General features: G+C 68.2%; 19 protein-coding genes and 1 riboswitch. Of the genes, 6 read left to right on the forward strand and 13 right to left on the reverse strand.

Annotated features, from left to right (window positions below; genetic code table 11):
• Positions 1–15: 15 nt before the first annotated feature.
• The 5 genes from AC5RV3_RS11545 to AC5RV3_RS11565 form a co-directional block, all read right to left on the reverse strand.
• Positions 16–831, reverse strand: a complete 816-nt coding sequence (locus tag AC5RV3_RS11545; RefSeq protein WP_494122251.1) for an energy-coupling factor transporter transmembrane component T family protein — start codon at positions 829–831, stop codon at positions 16–18.
• Positions 828–2552 (reverse strand): ABC transporter ATP-binding protein, encoded by a 1725-nt coding sequence (locus AC5RV3_RS11550; protein ID WP_494122252.1) that lies wholly within the window; start codon positions 2550–2552, stop codon positions 828–830. The genes AC5RV3_RS11545 and AC5RV3_RS11550 overlap by 4 nt, the downstream gene beginning before the upstream one ends.
• Positions 2539–3165, reverse strand: a complete 627-nt coding sequence (locus tag AC5RV3_RS11555; RefSeq protein ID WP_494122253.1) for an ECF transporter S component — start codon at positions 3163–3165, stop codon at positions 2539–2541. Before AC5RV3_RS11555 ends, AC5RV3_RS11550 begins: the two co-directional genes overlap by 14 nt.
• Before the next feature lie 16 nt (positions 3166–3181).
• Positions 3182–3853, reverse strand: a complete 672-nt coding sequence (locus AC5RV3_RS11560; protein ID WP_494122254.1) for a YkoF family thiamine/hydroxymethylpyrimidine-binding protein — start codon at positions 3851–3853, stop codon at positions 3182–3184.
• Between the two features lie 32 nt (positions 3854–3885).
• Positions 3886–3996, reverse strand: a riboswitch (TPP riboswitch).
• A gap of 102 nt (positions 3997–4098) precedes the next feature.
• Positions 4099–5388 (reverse strand): adenylosuccinate synthase, encoded by a 1290-nt coding sequence (locus AC5RV3_RS11565; protein WP_493988550.1) that lies wholly within the window; start codon positions 5386–5388, stop codon positions 4099–4101.
• 347 nt (positions 5389–5735) lie between these two features.
• Here AC5RV3_RS11565 and AC5RV3_RS11570 point away from each other — a divergent pair, with 347 nt between their 5' ends.
• Complete coding sequence (locus AC5RV3_RS11570; protein WP_494122255.1) at positions 5736–6602, forward strand: DUF72 domain-containing protein; 867 nt, start codon at positions 5736–5738, stop codon at positions 6600–6602.
• Positions 6603–6712: 110 nt separating this feature from the next.
• Here the strand turns inward: AC5RV3_RS11570 and AC5RV3_RS11575 are convergent, their stop codons facing one another.
• Both AC5RV3_RS11575 and AC5RV3_RS11580 read right to left on the reverse strand, forming a co-directional pair.
• The gene (locus AC5RV3_RS11575) at positions 6713–7333 is read right to left on the reverse strand and encodes a thymidine kinase (protein ID WP_494074387.1); all 621 of its coding nucleotides are present in this window, start codon (positions 7331–7333) and stop codon (positions 6713–6715) included.
• A gap of 203 nt (positions 7334–7536) precedes the next feature.
• Complete coding sequence (locus AC5RV3_RS11580; protein WP_494122256.1) at positions 7537–7965, reverse strand: SRPBCC family protein; 429 nt, start codon at positions 7963–7965, stop codon at positions 7537–7539.
• 105 nt (positions 7966–8070) lie between these two features.
• Here AC5RV3_RS11580 and AC5RV3_RS11585 point away from each other — a divergent pair, with 105 nt between their 5' ends.
• Positions 8071–8364 carry an ArsR/SmtB family transcription factor gene (locus tag AC5RV3_RS11585; RefSeq protein ID WP_494122257.1) on the forward strand — a complete coding sequence of 98 codons (294 nt, stop codon included), beginning with the start codon at positions 8071–8073 and terminating at the stop codon, positions 8362–8364.
• On the forward strand, positions 8361–8753 hold the full coding sequence (locus AC5RV3_RS11590; protein ID WP_494122258.1) for a VOC family protein: 393 nt from the start codon (positions 8361–8363) through the stop codon (positions 8751–8753). The genes AC5RV3_RS11585 and AC5RV3_RS11590 overlap by 4 nt, the downstream gene beginning before the upstream one ends.
• A 52-nt stretch (positions 8754–8805) precedes the next feature.
• Here the strand turns inward: AC5RV3_RS11590 and AC5RV3_RS11595 are convergent, their stop codons facing one another.
• Positions 8806–9525 carry a cyclodeaminase/cyclohydrolase family protein gene (locus tag AC5RV3_RS11595; protein WP_494122259.1) on the reverse strand — a complete coding sequence of 240 codons (720 nt, stop codon included), beginning with the start codon at positions 9523–9525 and terminating at the stop codon, positions 8806–8808.
• 172 nt (positions 9526–9697) lie between these two features.
• On the opposite strand from AC5RV3_RS11595, the gene AC5RV3_RS11600 reads away from it, so the two are divergent.
• The gene (locus AC5RV3_RS11600; protein WP_494122260.1) at positions 9698–10219 is read left to right on the forward strand and encodes an immunity protein CdiI family protein; all 522 of its coding nucleotides are present in this window, start codon (positions 9698–9700) and stop codon (positions 10217–10219) included.
• A gap of 18 nt (positions 10220–10237) precedes the next feature.
• On the opposite strand, the gene AC5RV3_RS11605 is transcribed toward AC5RV3_RS11600, so the two are convergent.
• Positions 10238–10660: a DUF3151 domain-containing protein gene (locus AC5RV3_RS11605; protein WP_494122261.1), complete on the reverse strand. Its 423-nt coding sequence runs from the start codon at positions 10658–10660 to the stop codon at positions 10238–10240.
• Positions 10660–11682: a class II fructose-bisphosphate aldolase gene (fbaA, locus tag AC5RV3_RS11610; protein ID WP_494122262.1), complete on the reverse strand. Its 1023-nt coding sequence runs from the start codon at positions 11680–11682 to the stop codon at positions 10660–10662. Before fbaA ends, AC5RV3_RS11605 begins: the two co-directional genes overlap by 1 nt.
• 182 nt (positions 11683–11864) lie before the next feature.
• On the opposite strand from fbaA, the gene AC5RV3_RS11615 reads away from it, so the two are divergent.
• Positions 11865–12971, forward strand: a complete 1107-nt coding sequence (locus AC5RV3_RS11615) for an NUDIX domain-containing protein (protein ID WP_494122263.1) — start codon at positions 11865–11867, stop codon at positions 12969–12971.
• A 252-nt stretch (positions 12972–13223) separates the two neighbouring features.
• On the opposite strand, the gene AC5RV3_RS11620 is transcribed toward AC5RV3_RS11615, so the two are convergent.
• Positions 13224–13826, reverse strand: coding sequence for a TrmH family RNA methyltransferase (locus AC5RV3_RS11620; RefSeq protein WP_494111140.1), 603 nt, complete (start codon positions 13824–13826; stop codon positions 13224–13226).
• 345 nt (positions 13827–14171) lie between these two features.
• On the opposite strand from AC5RV3_RS11620, the gene AC5RV3_RS11625 reads away from it, so the two are divergent.
• Positions 14172–14663: a YciE/YciF ferroxidase family protein gene (locus tag AC5RV3_RS11625; protein ID WP_494106917.1), complete on the forward strand. Its 492-nt coding sequence runs from the start codon at positions 14172–14174 to the stop codon at positions 14661–14663.
• 251 nt (positions 14664–14914) lie between these two features.
• Here the strand turns inward: AC5RV3_RS11625 and AC5RV3_RS11630 are convergent, their stop codons facing one another.
• Both AC5RV3_RS11630 and pyrE read right to left on the reverse strand, forming a co-directional pair.
• A complete protein-coding gene (locus tag AC5RV3_RS11630) occupies positions 14915–15925 on the reverse strand; it encodes a thioesterase domain-containing protein (protein ID WP_494122264.1) in 1011 nt (336 codons plus the stop codon).
• A gap of 26 nt (positions 15926–15951) precedes the next feature.
• Positions 15952–16530: an orotate phosphoribosyltransferase gene (gene pyrE, locus AC5RV3_RS11635; RefSeq protein ID WP_494122265.1), complete on the reverse strand. Its 579-nt coding sequence runs from the start codon at positions 16528–16530 to the stop codon at positions 15952–15954.
• Positions 16531–16559: the final 29 nt, after the last annotated feature.

Consider the following 16559-nt stretch of genomic DNA (forward strand, 5'->3'; position numbering starts at 1 on the left):
CGCCGACAAGAGTTTTCAGCTGCCGAGCGCTTCAAAACCCGCCAGGTAACCCAGGGTGTGGCTGGTGAGCAGGACGGCTGCGAGGACCCCCAGGACGCCGGCCACCATCAGCCAGTCCGCGCCGGTCAATGGGACCCTCCGCCAGATAGTCCGCGGGCTCAGGCCCAGGCCCCGCGATTCCAGCGCCTGGGCCATCCGTTCGCCCTTGCGCACGGAGACGACCAGCAGGGCAAACGCCGCATTCCCGTGGGCGTGGAGGCCGCGCGGCAAGGAACCGTCCGGACGGAGCCGGGCCCGGACGGCGTGGGCCTGCCGAATGGTCAGCCATTCCCGCGGCATTTCCTGCAGCATGCGGTACCCGGCCAGGATGGCGTAGGTGATCCGGGGCCCGAGCCGGGCGTGCTGGTGCAGGCTGCCCATCAGCGCGACGCCGTCGGTCGAGGCAATAAAACCGATGGCCAGGATCCCGATGACCAGGGTGCGCAGGGCCAGGGAACCGCCGACGGCGAGGCCCTCGACCGTAATCCGCAGCGGCCCGGACTCCCATAACACCTCGCCGGGCCGGCTCAGCGCGTTGACCATGAAGATCCCCAGCCCGAAGGCGACGAAGGGTACGTGCGCCAGCGCCAGGGTCCTGGGCCTGAGGCGTGTGGAGGCGGCGACCGCGGCCAGGGCGACCAGGTACAGGACGGCGGGCGTCACCGGATCGAAGATGAAGACCAGGGTCAGCGACACCACAAACAGGAGCGCGAGCTTGATGGTTGGATTGCGCCGCGCCAGGACGCCGCCGGCGACGGCGGAAACCGGGCCGGGGGCGAAGGCGGCGCTCATGCCCGGCTGCCGATCTGCGGATTTACCGTACCGGCGCGGGATACGGCGGCGTCGAGCCGGTCGAGGACCCGCCGGATCTCGTGGGCCGAGGCGAACTCGGCCAGCAGCCATTCGATCAGCGGCGGCAGCCGCAGGCCGGCGCGCTGCAGCACCGCAGGGTCGCGCAGGATGTCGAAGACCGGGCCGTCGGCAATCACCGTGCGGTCCGCGATCACGACTGCCCGGTCGGCCAGCGTCGCGACGGTCCGCAGGTCGTGGCTAGAGAAGAGGATGCCGCGGCCAGCGGCGGCGGCCTCCTTGAAGGCTGCCATCGTGGTGATCGTGTCCCGCCGGTCGAGGCCGAACGTGGGTTCATCCGCCAGGAGCGCAGGCCGCTCATGGGCCAGCATGGCCGCCACGCTCAGGCGGCGCTTTTCGCCGCCCGACAGCCGGAAGGGGCTCTGGTCGGCCACATGGGTGAGCCGGTGCTGCGCCAGGAGGCGGCCGAAGCGTTCGGCGGGAGCGTCGGGAAGGCCGTGCCGGACTTCGTCCCGGACGGTATGCGCCACGAACTGGTGCTCGGGATTCTGGAACACCATCCCCGGGCGTTCCCCGCGGACGGTTCCCTCCGCCGGCGGCAGTAGCCGGGCGAGGGTGAGCAGCAACGAGGTTTTGCCGGCCCCGTTGGCTCCCAGCAGGGCTGCGATTTCGCCGCGCTTCAGCCGGAGGGTCACATCATGGAGAATGGCCGCTTCCGGCCGGACGTCCCCCGCGTTCCGGCGCCTCTTCCGTAGGGGCGCCGTCCGCGAGACGGAGAGGTTCTCCGCGGCCAGCGCCGTCTCGCCGGCCTCGGGCGCCGCGGCATCCCCGTTGTGGTCAGGCGCCGACAGCTGCCGCAAGTCCGAGCAGACGTCTGGCGCGCCGAGACCGCCGGTCCGGCCGGTGACGGCCAGCAGTTCCGTCTCAAGCGGAAGCCAGCATCCGGCCGCGTTCAGCCGGACTGCATGGGCCCCCAGCACTTCGGCCGTCACGCCGTCGGCCAGGACCTGGCCGGCATCGCCCAGGACGACCGCCCGGCGCGGCAGGCCGGCTATGCCTGCTACCCCGGCGTAGTCGTCCAGCCGGTGTTCGACCAGCACCACTGCCGGTCCGTAGGCGGCCGTGGCAGCGGAGACGGCGTCCCGCACGGCGGCCAGGCCTGCCGGATCGAGCATGGAGGTGGGTTCGTCGAGCAGCAGCAGGTCAGGTTCGGCGATGAGACTCGCGGCCAGCGCCACCCGCTGGCCTTCTCCGCCGGACAGCTGGGCCGTTGGGCGGCCGCGGAGACCGGTGGCGCCGACCGAGGCCAGCGCGGTGTCGATCCGTGCCGATATCTCCTCCGGAGGCACCGCACGGTTCTCCAGCGGCAGCGCCAATTCCTGTTCGACGTCCGGAAGACAGACCCCGGAGGAGGGATCCTGGGCCAGCACGCCGACGTGTCGGGAAAGCTCGGCGACCGAGGAATCGGTCGTGGCCACGCCGTTCACCGACACCGTGCCGGTGAGGGTGGCGACCACCGAGTGGGGAACCACCCCAGTGACCGCTTGCAGCAGGGTGGACTTGCCCGACCCGGAGGCCCCAAACACAATCAGGTGTTCGCCGGGCTTGAGCCGCAGCATGACGTTGCGCAGCACGGCTGCGTCCCGCCGGGGGAAGCCTACGGATACGTCATTGAGCTCCAGGACCGGGTCAGCGGTGCGCATCGGTTGTGCCCAGCCGGGCGCGGCCGATCGCGAAGTTGTCCACCACGCCGGTCTTCGCCAGCCCGTCGACGATGATCTTGCCCAGCAGCCCGCCCAAGATCACACCGGAGATCAGGTGGATGACCAGGCGGGTCCAGAACAGGTCCTGTCCGTACCAGCCGGACCGGAAGGCCGAATAGAAGAAGACGAGGCCGGCGCCGAGCAGCCCGGACAGGGCGTAGGTAAGCCAGCCGTAGGAACGGTAGCGGGTGACAGCGAACGGGATCTCGCTGCCAATGCCCTGGATGGCGGCCGCGATAAAGAGCAGCGGACCGACGGCGGAGCCCAGGAACACCACCTCTATCACCGAGGCCAAGACTTCGGCCAGCACGCCGGCGAAGGGACGTTGGACGATGGCGATGGCGATCGGAGCCACCAGCAGCCAGCTTCCGGCCAGGAAGTGCTGCGACAGGTCTCCGGCCGGCCCCATCAGCAGGGACAGGGCGGTCCAGGCCTGGACGAAGACCCAGTAGAGGAAACCGAAGACGACGCCCAGGACAACCAGGAGGACGAGGTCCTTCAGGGTCCAGGCACCGCGCGGGAGGGCATGCTGCTGCGAAGACGATGATGACATGGCTGGTCCTTCCGCTTCAGGAGGCGCTGGGGCTGTTGATGGACAGCGTCGCGTGCGTGGTGACGTGCTGGACGGAACGGCCCACCAGGATCCAGCCCGCGGCAATGGCCTGCAGCACCTGGGCAACATCGCCGTCCATCCGGGTGACAAAATGCTCCGCCTGCACCGCAACACCGGTGGATTTTGCGTAGTCGATGGCGGCGTAGATATCGCGCATGTGGTCGGCTGAGGCACCGCCGGTACCGCCGTCTGCCAGGGGATACAGCGCCCAGTCGGCGGCGGCCTCGATTCCGGTGGGCTCCAGCTCCGGGATCTCCGAGTACAGGGCGGCGCCTCCCTCGGGTATTTTGCAGCTGACGCCGCCGGGGCAGCCCCGGGACAGGAGCACGGAGGCCGAGACGTGCGCCCCGGTGCGTCCAGCCGCGGCAATCACCTGGCTCAGGTAGCGCAGGACATCCTGCTCGGCGCCGGTCAGGTAGGTGCTCACCTTGCCGGTGTGCACCTCAAGGCCGGTGGAGTCGGCCTGGTCCAGTGCCGTCAGGATGACGTCGGCGTAGTTGTCGGCCATGACCGCCAGGGTCAATCTCGCGCCCACGCCGAACTCGCGGGGAGTGGCGGTGAACTTATTGCTGCGGACGGCAGCAGTGGGGGTGTTCGTCGCGGTGACGATCGAATCTGATGTTCGCATTTTCGCGCCCTTCGGTTGTTAAACGGGGCACGGGTAGTAAAGAGTCAACGTCCCTGCGCTGGCATGATCCAGATCAGGTTCGACGGTCGAAACTTGAGAAGTTTCCTCTCAGCCCGGCTCACCGGACTCCCGTGTTGCCCACGAGTCTAACCCATGGCGCGCACCGCCCGCGAAAGGTTTAAGCAGGGGGTGGTAACGCAGCGGGGCGCGGACTCGCTGCCCGCGCCCCGCCGTCGTCAGTCCTGCTATTCGCTGATCAGGTCCCGGACCACGATGGTCTGGTCGCGGTCGGGGCCCACGCCGATGGCGGAGAACCTGGTGCCGGAGAGCTTTTCGAGCGCCAGCACGTAGTTGCGGGCGTTCTCCGGCAGGTCTTCCAGCGTCCTGGCGCCGGTGATGTCCTCGGTCCAGCCCTCGAAGTACTCGAAGATCGGCTTGGCGTGGTGGAACTCGGTCTGCGTCATCGGCATTTCGTCGTGCCGGACGCCGTCCACGTCGTAAGCCACGCAGACCGGGATCTGCTCGATGCCGGTGAGCACATCGAGCTTGGTCACGAAGTAGTCCGTGAAGCCGTTGACCCGGGCGGCGTGGCGGGCCAGCACGGCGTCGTACCAGCCGCAGCGCCGCGGCCGGCCGGTGTTCACGCCGAACTCCCCGCCCTTCTTCTGCAGGTACTCGCCCATGTCGTCGAACAGTTCGGTGGGGAACGGCCCGGCGCCCACCCGGGTGGTGTACGCCTTGATGATGCCCACGGCACGGTTGATCCGGGTGGGGCCGATGCCCGAGCCCACGGACGCGCCGCCGGCCGTCGGGTTGGAGGAGGTCACGAACGGGTAGGTGCCGTGGTCCACGTCCAGGAAGGTGGCCTGGCCGCCCTCCATCAGCACGACCTTGCCCTCATCCAGCGCCTTGTTCAGCACGTAGGTGGAGTCGATGACCATCGGGCGCAGCCGCTCGGCGAAGGACAGGAAGTACTCCACGACCTCCTCCACGTGCACGTCCCGGCGGTTGTACACCTTGACCAGCAGTTCGTTCTTCTGCCGCAGCGAGCCTTCGACCTTCTGCCGCAGGATCGATTCGTCGAACACGTCCTGCACGCGGATGCCCAGCCGTGCCACCTTGTCCATGTAGGCGGGGCCGATGCCGCGGCCGGTGGTGCCGATCGCGCGCTTGCCCAGGAAGCGTTCGGTCACCTTGTCCATGGTCTGATGGAACGGGGCCACCAGGTGGGCGTTGGCGGAGACGCGCAGCCGCGAAGTGTCCGCGCCGCGGGCCTCGAGCCCGTCGATCTCCTCGAAGAGGGCCTCAAGGTTGACCACGCAGCCGTTGCCGATGATCGGAGTGGCGTTGGGGGACAGGATGCCGGCCGGCAACAACTTCAGCTCGTACTTCTCCCCGCCGACGACGACGGTGTGCCCGGCGTTGTTGCCGCCGTTCGGCTTGACCACGTAATCCACGCGGCCGCCGAGCAGGTCGGTAGCCTTGCCTTTTCCTTCGTCGCCCCACTGGGCTCCGACGATCACAATTGCTGGCATGGGATCCTCCCCCATTCGATGCGGCGGAAGCCCCGGACAGACTGCACATCAAGGAGCCGCTGCCGCGCATGAGAACGCCCCTCACTCCGGGTGGAGTATTTGGGGCTCTTACCCGCCAAGTTTAGCCGATGGGCCTCAATCGACCGGAATCCGGCCGTCTAATCGTCGAGTGGAGAGAAGATGCAGCGAAACCGGGCGTAAGCGTGCATCTTCTCTCCACTCGAAAAAGCGAGGGCTCTCGTGCCCGGACGCGGCAGCGGTTCAAAGGATGCGCAACGCCCCACAGCACGACGACGGAGCGCGGCTTGCTCTGGCTTGCACCGCCTGGGCCGGGTAGCCTGCGGGACATGGCCCCCTCTCAACCGATGGCCCGGATCGGCATTTCCGGCTGGCGATACCCGCGCTGGCGCGGCACGTTCTACCCGAAGGGCCTGCCCCAGCGCCGCGAGCTGGAGTATGCCTCCGGCCACCTGAATTCAGTCGAGATCAACGGCACGTTTTATTCGCTGCAGCGCCCCTCCAGCTTCCGGCAGTGGCACGCCGAGACGCCTCCGGACTTCGTGTTCGCGGTCAAGGGCGGGCGGTACGTCACCCACATGAAGGGCCTGAAGGACGTCCGCGACGCTTTGGCGAATTTCTACGCTTCGGGGGTCCTGGGCCTGGGCGAAAAGCTCGGACCGTTCTTGTGGCAGTTGCCCGAGCGGGCCAACTACGACGCCGAGGTGATGGAAAAGTTTCTGGTCCAGCTGCCGCGCAGCACGCACGCCGCCGCCGCCTTGGCCGCCGGGCGCACTGACCTGATGAAGGACAGGACCTGGATCCCCGACGACGGCGCCGACCGGCCGCTGCGCCACGCCCTCGAGATCCGCAGCACCACGTTTATCAACGAGGAGTTCTACGACCAGTTGCGCCGGCACAACACTGCCCTGGTGCTGGCCGACAGCGCCGGAAAGTGGCCGATGCTGGACGAGATTACGGCCGACTTCGCCTACGTCCGGCTGCACGGTAAGGACGAACTCTACGTCAGTGGCTACCGGGACGAAGACCTGGACCGGCTGGCATCGACGGTCGCCGGATGGCTGGACGGCTCGGGCTGCCCCGACGGCGCGGGCCGGGATGCTTACGTGTACTTCGACAACGACGTCAAGGTCCACGCACCGTTCAACGCGATCGGGCTGGCGCAGAGGCTAGACCTGCCCACGGCCGGCCCGTGACCCGGGGGAAGGCCAACGCGTGCCCACCCGCGGCAGATGGGACGCTGCCGGGTTCCGCCCATGAACCCGCGGCCCACCGCCGCCAAACCTGGAGCGTGCCGCCCTATGAGCTACAGCGCGCCGCCGGAGGCCTCGAGGTAGCAGGTGCCGCAAAGCGATTCGTACCAGACGTCTTCGCCGTCGATGGCGACCTGTTCGCCGTCGAACACAATCTCCCCGCCCACGCGGCGCGTGTTGAAGACCGCCTTGCGGCCGCAGCGGCAAATGGTCTTCAGCTCCTCGAGGGAGTGCGAGATTTCCAGCAGCCGGCGGGCACCCGGGAAGGCCTGGGTGCGGAAGTCGGTGCGGATGCCGTACGCCAGCACCGGCACGTTGTCCATCACCGCGATGCGGAACAGGTCGTCGATCTGTTCGGGCTCCAGGAACTGCGCCTCGTCCACCAGCAGGCACGCCACCGGCTGCACGTCCACGTGCTCCAGCAGGGCTTCGGGATCCTCGCCGGCGGCCACTCGGCCGAAGTGTTCGCGCACGGATTCACCCGGGCGGATTAAGAAGTCCACGTCCCGGGCCATGCCCAGCCGGGAGACGATCTTGCTGTCCCCCTTGGTGTCCATCTGCGGCTTGGCCAGCAACACGCGCTGCCCGCGCTCCTCATAGTTGAAGGCTACTTGGAGCAGTCCGGTCGATTTGCCGGAGTTCATCGCCCCGTAGCGGAAGTAGAGCTTGGCCAACGCAGTCCTTTCAAGCGGTCCCAGCAGTCGATTCTACTGAGCCGGAAGCCGGGTGGACGGGAGCAGGGTCGGCGCGCGGCTCCCGCGCGGCGCAAGATCGGGATCAGGGCGGCTCCCGCGCAGCGCACGAACGGGATCAGGGCGGCCTCTTCGCAGCGCACGACCGCGATCAGCATGGCGTCCGCGCAGCGCCTTGGCGGCAATCACGGCGCGGATTCCGCAAACTGCTTGAAGCTGGCCAGCTGGCCGGAATCGGCCTCCGCGATCGCCCGCCGGATCTGTTCCGCCATGCCGGCCAGCTCCTCGCTGACGACGACGTCGGCAGTCAGCGTCAGCCGGGTCGCGCCGCCGTCGCCGTCGAGTACGTAGCGGTAGTCAGCCCGCACATCCCCCTGCGACGAGGTAATGGTGATGCTGCGGCCGACGTCGAGCTCGGTCACCGTGCTGCTGCGGTCGTGGCCCTGGGAACGGAAGCTGATGGCCTGGCCGACCGCCAGCGGCCCCTCGGCGTGCATCTCGTTCACGCCGGGCATCCATGCGGGCGTCGCGGCCCAATCCGTCAACAGCGCCCACGCCCGCGCCGGCGGCACATAGACCTGCTCGGTGGCCGTGAATGCCGTGTTCGCACCCATACCTGCATCATGCCTGCCCGGATGCCGCGGCGAAAGACCGCGCGGCCGATCGAAGGCAAGGTCGCGCGCTTGATAGGCAACCTAGAGGTTGCCTATCATGGAAGGGTGGACACTGTTTTCCAGGCCCTAAGTCATCCGACTCGGCGGATCTTGCTGGACGAACTGGCCGCGCACAACGACCAGACGCTGTTCGAGCTGACCGTGCGCCTGATCAACAACCACCATCTCGCCATCACCCGTCAGGCTGTCACCAAGCACCTCGCGATTCTGCGTGAGGCCGGCTTGGTGACCGCCAGCAACCGTGGACGCACCACCATCCACCATCTGGATACTGCCCCGCTCAGCACTGCGAGAGAATGGCTCGCCAATCTCCCGCCCTCTTCGAAGGAAACACCATGATCATCACCACCGCCAGCATTTTTGTGGACGACCAGCAGAAGGCCCTCGAGTTCTACACCGAAAAGCTGGGGTTCCAGCTCAAGAACGATGTTCCCGTCGGCGATGACCGCTGGCTGACCGTTGTCTCGCCATCGGCCCCGGACGGCGTGGAACTGCTCCTGGAACCGTCCGGCCATCCGGCGGTGAAGCCGTTCAAAGAAGCCCTGGTCGCCGACGGCATCCCCTTCAACAGCTTCGGGGTCGACGACGTGCAGGCCGAGTACGAGCGCCTGACCGCGCTGGGAGTGCAGTTCGTTCAGGAGCCGGCCGACATGGGGCCGGTTGTCACGGCCGTGTTTGACGACACCTGCGGCAACCTCATCCAAATTGCCAGCACGAAGCAGGCGTAGCCTGGGCCTCGCTCCATCGAGCGCGCGGCCTCGCTCCGTTACTCGCGCCCCGTCAGTCCAGGACGCGGCGCCGGACGGACGCTGACAGCTCTTCGGCTCGTCGCACCATGTCGTCGGCCTTCTGCGTGTGTTCTTTCAGCGACTCCTGGATGGAATCCTCCCGGATGGAGGCCAGGTTGGCCTCGACCGTGATCCGTGCCGTGGCGGCGGCGGCCCGCGCCGCTTCCGCGGCCACGGCAATGTCGCTCAGGACGTTGGGATTGCACACCCCCACCAACTCTGTGCCCAGACGCACGACGGCGGAGGCCAGGTCCAGCTGGGCCCTCGCCGGGAGCGTCGCCTCCACGAGCGCCTCCCGGATGGCCGCGCTGCGGCGGCTGTGTTCGTCGTCTGTTGTGGCCGGGAGTTTGTAGCAGTCGACGACCCTGCGGAACTTCTCCTCGTCGGAGACCGCCGCGTGCACTGCCGCCCGGGTCAGATCGCCCGCCTCGGCCAGTATGGCGTCCAGGTCCGGTTCCGGGCCGGAGCCGGCGGAGGCACCGGCGTCGTCGTGCCCCGAGCCCGCGGAAGTACCGCCGTCGTTATGCCCCGAGCCCGCGGAGGCACCGCCGTCGTTGTCCTTCGCCGCGCTCCGCTCGGTAAACCGTGTCACCATGCCGATCAGCGCCGCTGCCTGCGCCGCATGGATCGCGCCGACCGCGCCGGCGCCCGGCGTGGGCTGGTTGGAACCGAGCCGTCCCAGATACTCGTCGATGGTCTCGGATCCGCTCACGATCCTGACCCCGCCGTTGCTGCTGCAGTTATTCCGAAAGCTTTCATTCCCATTCACGCATCATGTCGAAGGTTCGTCCGCCTGGGAAGGGCCAAGCGCTTTAGCGTCAGGCGCCCGGCGCCCCGAGCCCGGTCTTGGCAGGCGCCCGGCCGCGGGGCGATAGAGTCAGCGCATGAACCCGGCCGAGGCGAGAAGTGTCCCGGTAGTCCGCCTGTTCCCGGACTACTCCGATACCGTGCTCTGGCTCGGCGGTCCGGTGGACTACGCGGGCTCCGGGCTGAGTCCTCGCCTGATCCATGACCTTCGGCGCTGGGAGCAGGGTTACTATGACGCCCTCGTCGACTTGGAGTGGAGAACGCCGGAACTGGCCGCGCAGTTCACCAGGGACGGGATTCGGTTGGCGCAACATGTGGCCCGGGAACTGGGCGAAGCCTTTGAAGTGGAGTTCGAGTCCTACGAGGAAGGTTCGAGGGTACGCCGGTTCCGTGGCAGCGGGCCCGGCTCTCCTGCCGCGGCCGCTGCCTTTCGCCAGCGGGTCGCTGCCCTGCGCGAAAACCGGGAACGGCTGGCGCGCCTACGGGCCGAGGACGACGCCAACGGCGCGGCGGGCGGCTGGTCCGCCTACGCCCCGAAATCCGGAGCGGTCTTCCGCCCGAGTAAGACCGGCAAAAGCGACGGCCGCCCGGACGAATAGTCCAAGCGGCCGTGCGGTTCAGGCGCCTTCGATGGCCGCCCTGGCGTTCGGGTCCGAGTCGGCCAGGAACTTGCCGATCCGGTCCACTTCTTCCGCCTCGCCGATGGCACCGGCGGCGCGGCCCAGGGCGTAGAGCGCGCGCAGAAATCCGCGGTTGGGTTCATGCTCCCAGGGGATGGGGCCGGCTCCACGCCAGCCCGCCCGGCGCAGGGCGTCCAAGCCGCGGTGGTAGCCGACGCGCGCGTAGGCGTACGAGTCGATGGTCCGGCCTTCGGAGTAGGCCTCGTCGGCAAGGATCGCCCAGATGAGCGAGGAGGTGGGGAACTTCGCGGCCAGGTCCAAGGCTTCGTCGCCGGCGTCGAGCCGGGCGAGGACGTCGGTCTCCTCCGGCAGGTAGGTCGGCTCCGGGCCCAGCAGGTTGGTGCGGAAGGGCTCGGTCATTACCCCACCGACTTTCCGGCCGAGCCCAGGCGCTCGGCGGCCTCAACGACCCGGGCGGCCATCGACTTCTCGGCCGCGGCACCCCAGACGCGCGGGTCGTAGGCCTTCTTGTTGCCGACGTCGCCGTCCACCTTCAGCACGCCGTCGTAGTTGCTGAACATGTGGCCGGCGACCGGACGGGTGAAGGCGTACTGGGTATCGGTATCCACGTTCATCTTGATGACGCCGTAAGCCACGGCGTCGGCGATTTCCTGCTCGGAGGATCCGGAGCCGCCGTGGAAAACCAGGTCGAACGGATTGGTCTTGCCGATCTTGGCACCGACCTCGGCCTGGATCTGCTTGAGCAGCTCGGGGCGCAACTTCACTCCGCCGGGCTTGTACACGCCGTGCACGTTGCCGAAGGTCAGCGCGGTGATGTAGCGGCCCTTCTCCCCGGCGCCAAGCGCCTCGATGGTCTTCAGGCCGTCGTCGACCGTGGTGTAGAGATTTTCGTTGATCTCATTTTCGACGCCGTCTTCCTCGCCGCCGACGGTGCCGATTTCCACTTCCAAGATGATCTTCGCCGCGGCAGTGCGGGCCAGCAGGTCCTCGGCGATGCGCAGGTTCTCCTCCAGCGTCTCGGCCGACCCGTCCCACATATGCGACTGGAAGATGGGGTCCTCGCCGCGCTTCACGGCAGCCTCGGACTCGGCCAGCAGCGGCAGCACAAAGCCTTCCAGCTTGTCCTTCGGGCAGTGGTCGGTGTGCAGCGCCACGTTGACCGGGTACTTCTTGGCCACCTCGCGGGCGAACGCGGCGAAGCCCAGCGAACCGGCGACCATGTCCTTGACCCCGGCGCCGGACCAGTAGGCGGCGCCGCCGGTGGAGACCTGGATGATGCCGTCGGAACCGGCGTCGGCAAAGCCCTGCAAGGCGGCGTTGAGGGTCTGCGAGGAGGTCACGTTGATGGCCGGGTAGGCGAAGCCGCCCGCCTTGGCGCGGTCAATCATGTCGGCATAGATCTCAGGGGTTGCAACGGGCATGCTGACTCCTTGGCTAGCGATACGGATTCGAAGGCGTTGCCTCTGAGCCCATCCTATCGACTCGTGTCCGGGCAGCGGCTGCGGCGGCGACTGTGAAGCGGGGTTACACCCGTTGCCTGGTTGAGCCGCCGGGCCGCTCCGGGCCCTCCACGTGGCGCCGCCGACCGTGGCAAGCTGGAATCATGACTGAGACCCCGCCGCCATTCCACGGTCCGCGCGATCCCGGCGACGCCTGGGTGGAGGGGCCGGACGGCACGCGGATGTGGGGCCGGTTTGGCTCCGCCGGGCTGCTGGCGGTGGACCGCGAGCGCGGCATCCTGCTCCAGCACCGCGCGCAGTGGAGCCACTTCGGCGGCACCTGGGGAATTCCCGGCGGGGCGAGGCATCAGGACGAACCTGCCGTCGATGCCGCCCTGCGCGAGGCCAACGAAGAAGCCGACGTCCCTGTCGACGCGCTGGCGCCGCTGTTCACCTCGGTGCTGGACCTTGGCTTCTGGTCCTACACAACCGCCGCCGCCAGGACCGTTCGCCCGTTCGAACCGGAAATCACCGACGCCGAGAGCCTGGCCCTGGCCTGGGTCCCGCTGGATGAGGTGGACCAGCTGCCGTTGCATCCGCACTTCGGCGAGGCGTGGCCGCGGCTCCGCACGCTGCTGGAGCACCCGCCGGTGCTTGTGGTCGACGCGGCCAACGTGGTCGGCTCCCGGCCGGACGGCTGGTGGAAGGACCGCCCCGGCGCCGCGCGCCGGCTGCTCGCCTCGCTGCACACCGCCCTGGAGCTGGGGCTTCCCGCGGACCTGCTGGAGGTGCCCGCCGGCACCGTGTGGCCGCGCACCGTCGTCGTGCTGGAAGGCGCCGCGAAAGATGCCGCCCCCGCGGGGCCGGCAGGTGCGGCGGGTGCGGCCGCCCCGGCGGGGCTCGCGGGTCCGGCAGGTGCGGTGAACCCGGATGGGCAGGCACGTCCGGCAGAATTTGCGAGCCAGGACGGGCACGACGGCGGGGCGAACCGGGCACGGGCCGGCGTCGCCGCGGACTCCCCGGCGACGGCGCAGGACGGCGAGGCAGCAGCCCAGGCCTCGGCCGCGCGCCGCCGAGGTGTGGAAATGGAAGTGGTGCACGCGGCCGGGTCGGGCGACGACGAGATTGTGGCTCAGGTGGAGAAGGCGTTCGGCACCGACCCCGAGGCGCCGGTGACAGTGGCAACGTCGGACCGCGGGCTGCGCGAACGGGCCGAAAGCCTCGGGGCTCGCACCGTCGGCGCCGGAGCGTTGCTTGACCTGCTCGGCTGACTGCTGGCTCCAGCTCCGCGCCACTCCAAAACCGTCAGATTCCGCCGAACCGCAGCCTCGGACCGGGCCCATCGATACAGTGGTCACCTTTTCCGGGCCCTGCCGGTGCCCCAACTGTCCACGTTTCGGCGGCTCCCGAAGCATCGCCGCAGGTCAGGGGCCTGTGGGAAACCAAAACGTGGACAGTTATTGCTAAAGCTGGGAAGTTGGCCGCGACTGGCGAAGCAGCGACCGCAAACGCCGTGCGTGGCGCTAGACCGGCTGCGCGAAAACGTGGCGCCGGATCCACGCGTGCATCGCGATGGCCGCGGCGGCGGAAGCGTTGATCGACCGGGTCGAGCCGAACTGCGCGATGGACAGCGTGGCATCGGCCGCGGCGTGGACCTCCGGCGTCAGCCCGGGCCCCTCCTGCCCGAACACCAGCACGGCGTTCTCCGGCAGGTCGTAGGTCTCCAGCGGCACCGAGTCGGGAAAGTTGTCGATCCCGATAATCCGCAGGCCCTCGCCCTGCGCCCACGCCACGAAGTCCTCCACGGTGGGATGGTGCCGGACGTGCTGGTAGCGGTCGGTGACCATCGCCCCGCGCCGGTTCCACCGCCGTCGTCCAATGATGTGCACTTCCTTGGCCAGGAAGGCGTTGGCGCACCGCACCACCGAGCCGATGTTGAGGTCATGCTGCCAGTTCTCAATGGCCACGTGGAAGTTGTGCCGGCGGGTGTCCAGGTCCGCGACGATCGCCTCGTGCTTCCAGTAGCGGTACTGGTCGGTCACGTTGCGTCGGTCGCCTTCGGCCAGCAGCTGTGGGTCCCAATGGTCCCCTTCGGGCAACGGTCCGTCCCACGGTCCGACGCCGATGGCCGGCTCCGGCCTGCCAGTCTCGGAACCGTTCGGGGCGGCCTCGCGCGCGCCGGTCTCGGAGCCGCTCGGGGCGGCCTCCGCTCCGTCGGGTTCGGGGCCATTGGGGGCCGCCTCCGGGGGTTCCGGCCGTTCGCCGGACCCGCCGGTCAACCTCGGTCCACCCCCGGTTTCACCTGCTTTTTCTTCCACCCCACAAGCCTAGGGGACAGACGGCAGCCTCCACGCACCGTGGCGCGTGAGGATCCGTGGCAGGAGCCGCCCGACGGGCCTGCGGCAGGTTGTGCACGATCAATCGAGGATGATAAGCATGCTGAGTAACGATTCATCGGAAAAGGAGTTTCAATGGCTGAACTGACCACCCCCGAGGAACTTTTCGCTTTCAAGCTGGGCGTTGCCCTGCGGTCGGAACATGACGTGCTCAAGATGCTCGAAGAGAACCAGAAGGTTGCACGGAGCCAAGAGCTGAAGGAAATGCTCAGCCACCATCAGGACGAGACCCGCGAACAGATCACGTATATCGAAAAGTGCTTCAAGGTCTTGGGCCTGGAGGCCAAGGAGCAGCGCTCCCCGGTGAGCAAGGGCCTGGCCGAGGAAGCGCAGGCCGCCTTGGACAAGGTGGACCCCAGCTTGGTGGACATGGTCATCGTGGCCGGGGCGCTGGACACGGAACACCACGAGGTCGCCTGCTACACCACGCTGATTACCTCCGCGGAGGCCCAGGGCCAGACCGAGGTCGTGGAGCTGCTTCAGCAGATCCTGGGCCAGGAGGAAAGCACTCGGGACAAGCTGACCGAGTTCGGCCGGAAGCTGGCCCAGGAAGCCGTCGCCAAGTAGCGCGGTTGGACCACGCGTGGGCCGGGTCGGCTTACGCGGATAGCGCAGCCGGCACGTGAATACCCGGCCGGCGCACGAAGTTGAAGGGGAGCGGAGAGCCGTGCAGCGGCACCGCTCCCCTTCGCATGCCTGCCGCTCCGCTCCACCGCGGCGGCCGCTCACGTCTCCCGTGGCACCGCTCAGCTCCGCGTTCTCAGCCAAGCTCCCCGTGACGCTCAGCGGGTGGAACCTCGCCGTCGCCGCTGCTCTTGTCAGTAGTAGCGCTTGCGGGCGCCGACCACCGGCAGCGGGAAGAATTCGTCCGCCACCTGCTGGATGATCGGCACGTAGATTGCTGAATTCCACTGCGGACTCGCATGCGCCGGCCGGGCGCCTTCGGTGACCAGGTTGTTGGTGAGGAAGTTCGCCTCATAGTTCACCTGCCAGCTGCGCCGGGCGGTCGAATAGTTGACCGTCTGGTCTCCCGGGTTGCCCATCCAGGCGATGCGGGTGTCGCCGATACTGTGGCGGAAGCGATGCGCGTCGAAGTGATAGATGTACGAGGACTGGGACTGGATCAGCGTGCTGGACACGGCCAGCGGCGACAGCTGCTCCATGGTCTGCTCCACGATTTGCCGCCAGGTGCGCTCGTCCTTGTGCACGATCCGCTCGCCCAGCTCATATCCACCCCGCAGGTAGCTGGGCACCCGGTAGCCGGCCTCGTACAGGAACACCACGCCTTCGAACATGGTCTTATCCAGCACATCAAAGCGGCTGTACGGGGACGAATCCATCAGGATCAGCTCCACCGGGAAGCCCTTGGCGCGCAGCCGCGCGGTCATCTCCACGGCCACCATCCCGCCGAAGCTGTGCCCGTAGAAGTAGAGCCGTTGCAGGTCGTTGTCCTGGATGTGCCTCTGCAGCACCTCGGTCAATTCGGCCAGGTCAAGGCCGCGGTTCGAATACCCCGCCACCGCCAGCCGGCCGCGGTCCACCAGGCCGCCACGCAAGGAGTTCAAGATCCACAGGCCCTCTTCCCAGCTGGTCTTGTACCCCGGGAAGAGCACCCAGCTGGTGCGGGGGAAGCGCCGGTCCGCGCGTTCGTCGTCCAGCGTGAGGATCTGCGCTTCGTTGCGCATCTCCTGGATGACCCGGGTGGCCGCCAGGTCCGCGGCGGTGCCCAGGCCGAAGGCGGCACCGATCAGGAACGAGCGGCGCGAAACCCGGTGCAGGCTGCTGGCCAGGCGCAGCTGGCGGAAGGCGTAGTTCCTGCGAACATCCATCATGTGAGCCGGCCGGCCACCGGCGGCTAGTCCAGCTCCAGTTCGTCCTTGCCGAAAGCAAAGAGATACGGCACGCCGGCTTCGGCCTCGATGCGTTCCTTCGCGCCGGTGTCGCGGTCCACAATGACGGCCACCGCCTTGACCTGCCCGCCGGCCTGGCGTACGCCTTCCACCGCGGTCAGCGCGGAGCCGCCGGTAGTGGAGGTGTCTTCCAGCACGACGACGGGGCGATCCTTCACCTCCGGGCCTTCCACCTGGCGGCCCATGCCGTAGGACTTCTGCGCCTTGCGCACGACGAAGGCGTCAACGGCCCGCCCGCCGTCTCCGGCCGCGTGCATCAGCGCCGTCCCCACCGGATCGGCCCCCATGGTCAGGCCGCCGGCGGCCTCGAATTCGATGCCGGCCTCGTCGAGCATCGCCAGCATAACCCTGCCGACCAGGCGCGCCGCCTCATGGTGCAGGGTGACCCGGCGCAGGTCGATGTAGTAGTCGGCTTCGGCGCCGCTGGAGAGAGTGACCTTGCCGCGCACCACGGCCAGTTCCTTAATCAGTTCGAGCAGGCGGGCGCGGTCGGCCGCTGGATCGGCCGCAGGAGTCTGGGTCATGGCTCTTAGTCTATGGGGTTGCCCCCGCC

The organism is Arthrobacter sp. Y3221114 (assembly GCF_059092625.1).

What these genes read in the sequence shown, in the direction of transcription:
- AC5RV3_RS11545 (WP_494122251.1), bottom strand. Translation starts at nt 831, where the DNA reads ATGAGCGCCGCCTTCGCCCCCGGCCCGGTTTCCGCCGTCGCCGGCGGC.
- AC5RV3_RS11550 (WP_494122252.1), bottom strand. Translation starts at nt 2,552, where the DNA reads ATGCGCACCGCTGACCCGGTCCTGGAGCTCAATGACGTATCCGTAGGC.
- AC5RV3_RS11555 (WP_494122253.1), bottom strand. Translation starts at nt 3,165, where the DNA reads ATGTCATCATCGTCTTCGCAGCAGCATGCCCTCCCGCGCGGTGCCTGG.
- AC5RV3_RS11560 (WP_494122254.1), bottom strand. Translation starts at nt 3,853, where the DNA reads ATGCGAACATCAGATTCGATCGTCACCGCGACGAACACCCCCACTGCT.
- AC5RV3_RS11565 (WP_493988550.1), bottom strand. Translation starts at nt 5,388, where the DNA reads ATGCCAGCAATTGTGATCGTCGGAGCCCAGTGGGGCGACGAAGGAAAA.
- AC5RV3_RS11570 (WP_494122255.1), top strand. Translation starts at nt 5,736, where the DNA reads ATGGCCCCCTCTCAACCGATGGCCCGGATCGGCATTTCCGGCTGGCGA.
- AC5RV3_RS11580 (WP_494122256.1), bottom strand. Translation starts at nt 7,965, where the DNA reads ATGGGTGCGAACACGGCATTCACGGCCACCGAGCAGGTCTATGTGCCG.
- AC5RV3_RS11590 (WP_494122258.1), top strand. Translation starts at nt 8,361, where the DNA reads ATGATCATCACCACCGCCAGCATTTTTGTGGACGACCAGCAGAAGGCC.
- AC5RV3_RS11600 (WP_494122260.1), top strand. Translation starts at nt 9,698, where the DNA reads ATGAACCCGGCCGAGGCGAGAAGTGTCCCGGTAGTCCGCCTGTTCCCG.
- AC5RV3_RS11605 (WP_494122261.1), bottom strand. Translation starts at nt 10,660, where the DNA reads ATGACCGAGCCCTTCCGCACCAACCTGCTGGGCCCGGAGCCGACCTAC.
- fbaA (WP_494122262.1), bottom strand. Translation starts at nt 11,682, where the DNA reads ATGCCCGTTGCAACCCCTGAGATCTATGCCGACATGATTGACCGCGCC.
- AC5RV3_RS11615 (WP_494122263.1), top strand. Translation starts at nt 11,865, where the DNA reads ATGACTGAGACCCCGCCGCCATTCCACGGTCCGCGCGATCCCGGCGAC.
- AC5RV3_RS11625 (WP_494106917.1), top strand. Translation starts at nt 14,172, where the DNA reads ATGGCTGAACTGACCACCCCCGAGGAACTTTTCGCTTTCAAGCTGGGC.
- AC5RV3_RS11630 (WP_494122264.1), bottom strand. Translation starts at nt 15,925, where the DNA reads ATGGATGTTCGCAGGAACTACGCCTTCCGCCAGCTGCGCCTGGCCAGC.
- pyrE (WP_494122265.1), bottom strand. Translation starts at nt 16,530, where the DNA reads ATGACCCAGACTCCTGCGGCCGATCCAGCGGCCGACCGCGCCCGCCTG.